The organism is Dyadobacter sp., assembly GCF_051859145.1.
GTDB lineage: Bacteria > Bacteroidota > Bacteroidia > Cytophagales > Spirosomataceae > Dyadobacter.
On the sequence record NZ_JBHYGF010000009.1, the window covers coordinates 7,535 to 15,959 of the forward strand.

General features: G+C 46.2%; 7 protein-coding genes. 6 read left to right on the top strand and 1 reads right to left on the bottom strand.

Annotated features, from left to right (window positions below):
* The 6 genes from ACTIE6_RS01095 to ACTIE6_RS01120 form a co-directional block, all read left to right on the top strand.
* Positions 1-189 (top strand): hypothetical protein (locus ACTIE6_RS01095; protein ID WP_439554870.1); only part of this gene is annotated, 189 nt, incomplete at its 5' end.
* Positions 190-202: 13 nt separating this feature from the next.
* The gene (locus ACTIE6_RS01100; RefSeq protein WP_439554871.1) at positions 203-1,696 is read left to right on the top strand and encodes a RagB/SusD family nutrient uptake outer membrane protein; all 1,494 of its coding nucleotides are present in this window, start codon (positions 203-205) and stop codon (positions 1,694-1,696) included.
* A gap of 38 nt (positions 1,697-1,734) precedes the next feature.
* The gene (locus ACTIE6_RS01105; RefSeq protein WP_439554872.1) at positions 1,735-3,408 is read left to right on the top strand and encodes a glucoamylase family protein; all 1,674 of its coding nucleotides are present in this window, start codon (positions 1,735-1,737) and stop codon (positions 3,406-3,408) included.
* An 18-nt stretch (positions 3,409-3,426) separates the two neighbouring features.
* The gene (locus ACTIE6_RS01110) at positions 3,427-4,803 is read left to right on the top strand and encodes a glucoamylase family protein (RefSeq protein WP_439554873.1); all 1,377 of its coding nucleotides are present in this window, start codon (positions 3,427-3,429) and stop codon (positions 4,801-4,803) included.
* A gap of 143 nt (positions 4,804-4,946) precedes the next feature.
* Complete coding sequence (locus tag ACTIE6_RS01115) at positions 4,947-5,927, top strand: Kelch repeat-containing protein (protein WP_439554874.1); 981 nt, start codon at positions 4,947-4,949, stop codon at positions 5,925-5,927.
* Positions 5,928-5,946: 19 nt separating this feature from the next.
* Positions 5,947-7,590, top strand: a complete 1,644-nt coding sequence (locus ACTIE6_RS01120; protein WP_439554875.1) for a M1 family metallopeptidase — start codon at positions 5,947-5,949, stop codon at positions 7,588-7,590.
* Here the strand turns inward: ACTIE6_RS01120 and ACTIE6_RS01125 are convergent.
* On the bottom strand, positions 7,585-8,250 hold the full coding sequence (locus ACTIE6_RS01125) for a thiamine diphosphokinase (protein WP_439554876.1): 666 nt from the start codon (positions 8,248-8,250) through the stop codon (positions 7,585-7,587). The two genes, ACTIE6_RS01120 and ACTIE6_RS01125, sit on opposite strands and share 6 nt — an antisense overlap.
* Positions 8,251-8,425 lie beyond the last annotated feature (175 nt).

An 8,425-nucleotide genomic window follows, 5' to 3' on the forward strand; every position in this document is an offset into this window, starting at 1 on the left:
AACGAAAAGCTGAAAATCCGCAAGCTGAGAATCTATGCGAACGCGCAGAATGCTTTTAACTTCTTCAAATACAAAGGCTTGTCGCCGGAAGTAAGAGCAAATGAGAACAAGCCGACGCAAGCTGGAATTGACGCGAACGTGTATCCGCTTTCGGCTACTTACAACTTCGGTATCAATGTTACTTTCTAATATCAGAATCAACATGAATCATATAAATCTTAAAAATCATATCAGAAAAGCCGGCATGTATTTCGGGCTGGCTGGTATGCTGCTCATTCCAGCGGCTTGCAGTGAAAGCTTCCTGGACACAGACCCGCAGGGAAAACAGGCTGGTGCCGTTTTTTGGCAAAATGAAGGAGATGCAACAAAGGCGGTCAATGCGATGTATGCCAATCTTCGTAACTGGAACAACACAGCATTTGCTGCAATTTCCATTGAAAGTGTAGGCTCCGACGATGCTGAAAAAGGTTCGACTGCTTCTGATGCGCCGTTCTTTAATCAATACGATCAATTTACGGTAGGATCGACAGATGGACAGCTGTCTGGGTTCTGGGAAGGACAGTACCAGAACATCAACTACGCGAATCAGGTAATTACCAACATTCCGGCGATCAGTATGGACGAGGCATTGAAAACCCGCTACATTGCGGAAGCCAAATTTGTCCGTGCGTATTCTTACTTCCGTCTGGTAAGAGCTTTTGGTGACGTACCGCTTCGCTTGACATTACCGAAGGATGCTACTGAATACAACATTCCCCGCACTCCGAAAGCGGAAGTTTACGCGGCTATTGAACAGGATCTGACTGACGCAGCAGCAGCATTGCCGGTGAGCTATGGTGCAGCGGACGTGGGTCGCGCGACAAAAGGAGCTGCGCAGTCCCTTTACGCAAAAGTTGCGATGTACCAGGCTAAATGGCAGCAGGTATTTGACCTGACCAACCAGGTTATTGCTTCGGGACAATATTCACTTTTTCCTTCGTACGAATCGCTTTTCCGCGTTCCGAATGAGAATTCTGTTGAGTCAATTTTTGAGATACAGAATGCATTGGTTGAGTCGAACAAAGATGTGTCTAACTCGCAATACTCGCAGGTGCAGGGGGTACGTGGTGTAGTAGGCGGAGGCTGGGGCTTCAATGTACCTACACAGGCATTGGCTGATTCATTCGAAACGGGTGACCCCAGACGTGATGCAACGATCATTTTCCGTGGCGAAACAACTCCCGCAGGCGATAAGATACCTGCAGTTGGCGACAATCCTATGTACAACCAGAAATCCTACGTTCCATTCAGCATGTTTATCAACGGCTTTAACGAAGGTGCTCAGCAAAACATCCGCGTGATACGGTACGCAGAAGTATTGCTCATGAATGCGGAGGCTGCTAATGAACTCGGAAATACTACTCAGGCTCTGGCGTCTCTCGAAATGGTGCGCGCCCGTGCAAGAGGTACTTTGAAAAATGTATTGCCAAAGGTTACAACGACAAACAAAGCGGCCTTGCGGAATGCGATCTGGCACGAGCGGCATGTTGAGCTGGCGATGGAGTTTGACAGATATTTTGACGTGATCCGCCAGGGAAGAGCTGCACAAATCTTTGGACCAAAAGGCTGGAAAGCGAACAAGAACGAAGTTTGGCCAATCCCTCAGAACGAAATTGACCTGAGCGGCGGACTGCTGGTACAGAACCCCGGTTATTAATTGAAGTGAACAGTGAGTGAATGGGTTTAAAAGAAATAATGCCTTTCAGAAAATTAGTTCTTCTCGGAGCTTTGACCTGGTTTGGGATTTCCTGTAATACTAAGGATAATCCTGAGCCAGCCGCTCCGGCGAAACCCTCCTCTTTCACATTAAGCAGCCTGAATGTAAATGGTACATTTTCAGGTTATGAATACGCAAATGTGAACCTGAGACCTAATCTCCGGTTCACATTTTCTTCCGCCCTCAATGACGCGACTCTTGCCAGCGGACTTACTTTCGTAGCAAACTCAGGTGAAAAGGTCCCATTCTCTGCTACGCTTGAAAATGGAGATAGTACCGTCGTAATTGTGCCAACCGGCAATCTCCAATTCCTCCAAGCATATACAGTTTCGGCTACTTCGGCACTGAAATCAAAGTCCAATGCGACGCTTGCTAATACCGTTACTCTAAATCTGCAAACTCAGCTTGATAGTACCGACAAATTTCCGGTGATCACAGATGATGCATTGCTCACTTTGGTACAACAGCAAACCTTCAAATACTTCTGGGACTTCGCACATCCGGTGAGCGGACTCGCGAGGGAACGAAATAGCTCGGGCGACGTAGTTACAAGTGGCGGAAGCGGGTTTGGCATCATGACCATTCCGGTGGCAATAGAGCGGAAGTTTATTACCCGGGCAGCCGGCCTGGAAAGAATGCAGAAGATTACTGCATTTCTGAAAGACAAAACGCAAAAATTTCACGGCGCATTTCCTCACTGGCTAAATGGAGCAACAGGTTCGGTAGTCCCTTTTAGTGAAAAGGATAATGGGGCTGATTTAGTAGAAACTTCCTTTTTAATTCAGGGGCTGCTTACAGCCAGGCAGTATTTCAATGCAAATAATGCAGCCGAAATTAAACTGCGGGCCGATATTACTGCGATCTGGGAGGGAGTGGAATGGGATTGGTTTACAAAGAATAATGAAAATGTACTGTACTGGCATTGGAGTCCCACTTTTGGCTGGGATATGAACCACCAGATCCGGGGCTGGAACGAGGCGCTGATTACTTACGTGCTCGCCGCTTCCTCTCCTACGCACAGTATTTCAAAGGAAGTGTATGATAAAGGCTGGGCCAATTCCGGCGGGTTGAAGAATGGAAACAGCTACTTTAACATTCAGTTACCGCTGGGTGAACCTTACGGAGGTCCGTTGTTCTTTTCACATTACTCTTTTCTGGGGTTAAACCCGACTGGTCTTCAAGATCAGTACGCATCCTATTTTACCCAAAACAAAAATCATTCATTAATCAATCACAATTATTGCATCGCTAATCCACGCGCATTCTATGGATACAGCGATCAATGCTGGGGATTGTCTGCCAGCGACATTCCTGGTGGATACAACGCCAACTCCCCTGCCAGCGACAAAGGCGTTATTACACCTACTGCGGCGCTATCTTCATTCCCCTACACGCCGGCAGAGTCGATGAAGGCTTTGAAGTTCTTCTATTATAAACTTGGCGACAAGATATGGGGCGAATACGGGTTCCATGATGCATTTTCATTGAAAGACCTCTGGTTTGCAGATTCTTACCTGGCGATAGACCAAGGTCCTATCATCGTAATGATCGAAAATCACAGAAGCGGACTGCCCTGGAAGCTGTTTATGACCAATCCGGAAGTTAAATCCGGCCTCAAAAAGCTGGGATTCACAAGTCCCAACATTAATTGAACTCTTAACTACTCAATCATGAAGTTATCCTGCTATTACCTTCTCGGAATATTATTGCTCTTCACAAACGTGGATAGCAATGCACAAAGGAAGAAGAATACCCCTGCAAAAACAGTAGCATTCAATGCTGCTGATCGCCCAAAAAACTTGTCGGATACCGCCTTACTTGAATTAGTCCAGAAGCAAACATTCCGCTACTTCTGGGAATTCGGTCACCCGGTAAGCGGCATGTCACGCGAGCGAAGCAATGTCGCTTTTGAGTATGGCGACGAGGTAGTAACCACTGGCGGAACCGGTTTTGGTATTATGGCAATGATCGTTGCAGCCGAAAGAAAGTGGCAGCCACGTGACTCCGTAGCCGCTCGCTTGTTGAAGATGGTGAAGTTCCTTTCCAAAGCGGATAGTTACCATGGTATTTTCCCACACTGGCTCAATGGAGCAACCGGAAAGACTATCCCTTTCGGTAGAAAAGACGATGGTGGTGACCTGGTCGAATCGTCATTTCTGTTCCAGGGATTGCTTGCTGCAAGACAGTATTTTGACGGCGAAAGCGACGTAGAGCGCGATCTCCGAAACCGCATTCAATGGTTGTGGAGCGAAGCTGAATGGGATTGGTATACGCAGGGAAATGCAAACCAGCTTTACTGGCATTGGAGCCCTAACCACGGCTGGGCGATGAACTTCGAGCTCCGTGGATATAATGAAGCTTTGATTACGCACATACTCGCTGCGGCTTCACCCCGCTATCCGGTTTCCGCACAAGTTTACCATAAGTGCTGGGCTCAAAGTGACCATTTTAAAAATGGAAAAGAATACTATGGCGTGAAGCTGCCGCTTGGGTTCGATTACGGCGGTCCATTGTTTTTCGCGCATTATTCATTTCTGGGACTGGATCCGCGACAGCTAAAAGACCAGTATGCTGATTATTGGGAGCAGAATGTAAACCATACCTTGATCAACTATAAACATTGCGTGGCCAATCCCGGCAAGTTCAAAGGCTATGGTGAAAATAGCTGGGGACTTACTGCCAGTGATACCTATAACGGGTACAATGCGCATTCTCCGACAAACGATTTCGGTACGATTACACCTACCGCCGCACTTTCTTCATTCCCGTACACTCCAAAAGAATCAATGAAGGCGTTGCGTCACTTTTATGATGATCTGGGAGACAAGCTTTGGAGTGAATATGGTTTTGTGGATGCATTTAACGAATCGCAAAACTGGTATGCAAAATCACATCTTGCCATAGATCAGGGACCGATTATCGTGATGATCGAGAACTACCGCACCGGCTTGCTCTGGAAGCTCTTTATGAAAGACCGCGACATTCAGTCAGGCTTGAAAAAGCTTGGATTCGAAAGTCCCGCATTGCAGGTAAGTAGTAAAAATTGACGAGTTTTTGACCTAAATTAACCGAAAGACCAGCCACTGGCTGGTCTTTCGATTTTAAGGAATATAATTGTATCTTGATGGTGCTTTTTTGAGAATGAGCCGCAAAAAATATGCATTTCTAATCCTCACAATCACTTTTGGCTATGAAATTCCGCTATCCTGAGATCTCCTGTATCTTCTTGTTCAATCTCATTTTTGCTTGTGCAAATGCACAGATATGGCAGGTTTCGGAGCCGGAGAACCTTCCCGTAAAGCGGCATGAAAATGCAATGGCCACTGCCAATGGAAAGCTATACCTTTTGGGAGGACGGGGTATTAAGCCAGTCGACGAATATGATTTCAAAAAAGATGCATGGACAAGTCTGGCGCCAAGTCCGCTTGAAATGAGCCACTTTCAGGCCATCACTTATAAGAATGAAATTTATGTGTTGGGCGCTTTTACAGGAGGGTATCCCCACGAGATCCCGATTCCTGACATTTACATTTTCAATCCTGTTAAAAACGAATGGCGGAAAGGCGCACCTATTCCCGAGAACAGGCGCAGAGGCGCGGCAGGTGCGTTTGTCATGAACGACAAGATTTACCTCGTCTGCGGTATTCAGGACGGACATTGGGATGGACAGGTTACCTGGTTCGACGAGTTTGATCCCGCTACTAGTACCTGGAAAACGCTGCCCGATGCTCCGCGCCCAAGAGACCATGTTCAGGTGGCAGTATTAAATGATAAAATGTATGTTGCCGGCGGAAGGTTATCCACCGCTAGAATCAATCAGGTACTGAATACCGTGATCGCGGAAGTAGATGTTTTTGATTTTAAAACAAATAAATGGACTACCCTTCCTGCTGAAAACAACCTTCCTACATTGCGGGCAGGGAATATGACAGTGGCTTATGATAACAAGATCGTTGTAATCGGAGGAGAAAGCACTGCTCATGTCGAAGCACACAATGAAGTGGAAGCATTCAACCCCAAGACAAACAAATGGGAGAAGTTACCTGCGCTGCACCAGGGGCGCCACGGTACAGGTGCAGTAATACTGAATAAAAAAATTTACGTTGCAGCAGGCTCCGCCAACCGGGGAGGCGGGCCGGAGCTGAATGATATGGAAGTACTGAATAAATAATTAATCCAAAACCTACCGAATGAAACTACGCCATTCCATGTTGCTACTCCTGCTATCTGCGGCAACTTCCGGCTTTTCACAAAATCAGAAATTTACGCATGCCGATACATTGCGGGGCGCGATTACACCGCAACGCGCGTGGTGGGATTTGACTTATTACCATCTCAAAGTCACGCCCAATACCAAAGACAGTACTTTGACCGGCAGCACCTCTATTACTTATAAGGTTCTCCAACCTAATCAAAGCATGCAGGTTGATTTGCAGCAGCCGCTTCAAATCAGCAAAGTTACCCAGGATGGCGAGTCGCTGGAATTCAGGCGCGACGGGAATGCATTCTTTATCGATTTGAAGAAAAAGCAGGAGTCAGGAAACACAGAAAATATCGAGGTATTCTATTCGGGTAAGCCGCGGCTCGCCAAAAATCCGCCGTGGGACGGTGGCGTGCAATGGATACCAGATGGAAAAGGCAATACCATGATCTCTACTTCCTGTCAGGGTTTGGGTTCCAGCGTTTGGTGGCCTTGTAAAGACCACATGTACGATGAGCCCGACAGCATGAAAATCAGCATTACGGTACCAAAGAACATGACCGACGTCTCCAACGGAAATCTGCTATCGGTTGTGGACAATGATGATAATACCCGCACTTTCAACTGGGCAGTAAAAAACCCTATTAATAATTACGGGGTGAATATGAATGTGGCCGAATATGTGAGCTGGAAGGAGACTTACAAAGGCGAAAAAGGCGAGTTGAACCTAAGCTACTATGTTCTTCCCCAAAATCTCGAAAAAGCGAAAGAGCAATTTAAGCAGGCACCGATGATGTTGAAAGCTTTCGAACATTGGTTTGGCCCCTACCCTTTTTACGAAGACGGTTACAAGCTGGTGGAAGTTCCCTATTTGGGAATGGAGCACCAGAGTTCGGTTACTTATGGAAATGGATATAAAATGGGTTATCGTGGAAAGGATCTTTCCGGCACCGGCTGGGGGTTGAAATGGGATTTCATTATCATTCACGAAAGTGGGCATGAATGGTTTGCTAACAACATTACCTATAAAGATGTGGCAGATATGTGGGTCCACGAGAGTTTCACCAACTACTCGGAAAACCTGTATACTGAATATTATTTTGGTAAAAAGGCAGGTGCGGAATATGTAATCGGAACCAGAAAGATGATTGAGAATAAAACGCCGATCGTAGGAATTTACGGCGTCAACCAGGAAGGTTCAAAAGATATGTACTACAAAGGCGGTAATATGCTGCACACGATCCGCCAGATTGTAAATGATGATGAAAAGTGGAGACAGGTTTTGCGGGGATTAAACAAAACTTTCTACCACCAAACAGTGGACGGTGCTCAGATCGAGAATTATGTAAGTGAAAAGTCGGGCAAAAAGCTGGGTAAAGTATTTGATCAATATCTGCGCGATACCCGGATTCCTACATTGGAATATGCATTTGGAGCAAAAGGTCTGCAATATCGATGGTCCAATGTAGTTGAAGGCTTTGATATGCCGGTAAAAGTGCAGATCGGGTCAGGGAAGGAAGAATTCATCAGCCCTACAACTGGATGGAAAACAATGAAAGTAAAAGAAGGTAAAACCCTGATCGTTGACCCTAATTTTTATGTAGAGGCAAAGGAGATCAAAGCTTCTTTATAAATCCCAGCATTCCATAATCAGCATATCGCCGGTTTTGGCAGAGATCCTCACCAGACCATCAGCTTCGGCCTCGTTACTGTTGCCAGCCCGGTGGCCAAGGGTGAGGATTTCATCATTTAAATTGTACTTCAGTCCGGAAGTCTCGATACCCTCAACAACGCCGACAGGTATAAGCGAAATAGGTGTACCAGCCACATACCATTTTTCGAAGGTTCCGGTAAGCGGGAAGATTTTGGAATAATCGTCGAACATTACAAGACGAATGTGGTCTTTATAGCGTACCAGGTTCGTAATATTTGTAATCGCGTGATCTGCGCGCCGGCCGGTTGCCCACACGATGTTAGCTGCCGGAAAGCCTCTCTCGATCAGGAAATCAATGCCTTTTTCCAGATCTGTTTTCTCCGTGTCCGGTGTATTAACAATTTCAATGGGATGCTGTCGCTCCCGGATTGCTTCAAAATCATGTGGATCGTCAAAATCGCCCAGCCAAACATCAATCTTGATACCGAGCTCCAACACGCGGTAAATTGCATTGTCCAGCACAACAATAAACGGGCTCCATTCAAGCAGCTGCCCGAGCAGTTCTTCACTGCATGCTTCTCCGTTGGCGATAATCAGCGCAGGCTCCTGCTTTTCTTTTACTATTTGGTGTGAGGACATTTTAATTTTTCATACTTCTGACCAGCATAATCAATTCATCAAACCGCTGATACATTTTGGTTTCGAAATGATCAAACCGCGCTTCAAATCTATCGAACCGGGTCTCAAGATTATCAAACCGCGTTTCTAATTTTTCAAGACGAGCGTCAATTTTATCAAGGCGATTCTCAACCTC

What these genes read in the sequence shown, in the direction of transcription:
- ACTIE6_RS01120 (WP_439554875.1), top strand. Translation starts at nt 5,947, where the DNA reads ATGAAACTACGCCATTCCATGTTGCTACTCCTGCTATCTGCGGCAACT.
- ACTIE6_RS01110 (WP_439554873.1), top strand. Translation starts at nt 3,427, where the DNA reads ATGAAGTTATCCTGCTATTACCTTCTCGGAATATTATTGCTCTTCACA.
- ACTIE6_RS01105 (WP_439554872.1), top strand. Translation starts at nt 1,735, where the DNA reads ATGCCTTTCAGAAAATTAGTTCTTCTCGGAGCTTTGACCTGGTTTGGG.
- ACTIE6_RS01115 (WP_439554874.1), top strand. Translation starts at nt 4,947, where the DNA reads ATGAAATTCCGCTATCCTGAGATCTCCTGTATCTTCTTGTTCAATCTC.
- ACTIE6_RS01125 (WP_439554876.1), bottom strand. Translation starts at nt 8,250, where the DNA reads ATGTCCTCACACCAAATAGTAAAAGAAAAGCAGGAGCCTGCGCTGATT.
- ACTIE6_RS01100 (WP_439554871.1), top strand. Translation starts at nt 203, where the DNA reads ATGAATCATATAAATCTTAAAAATCATATCAGAAAAGCCGGCATGTAT.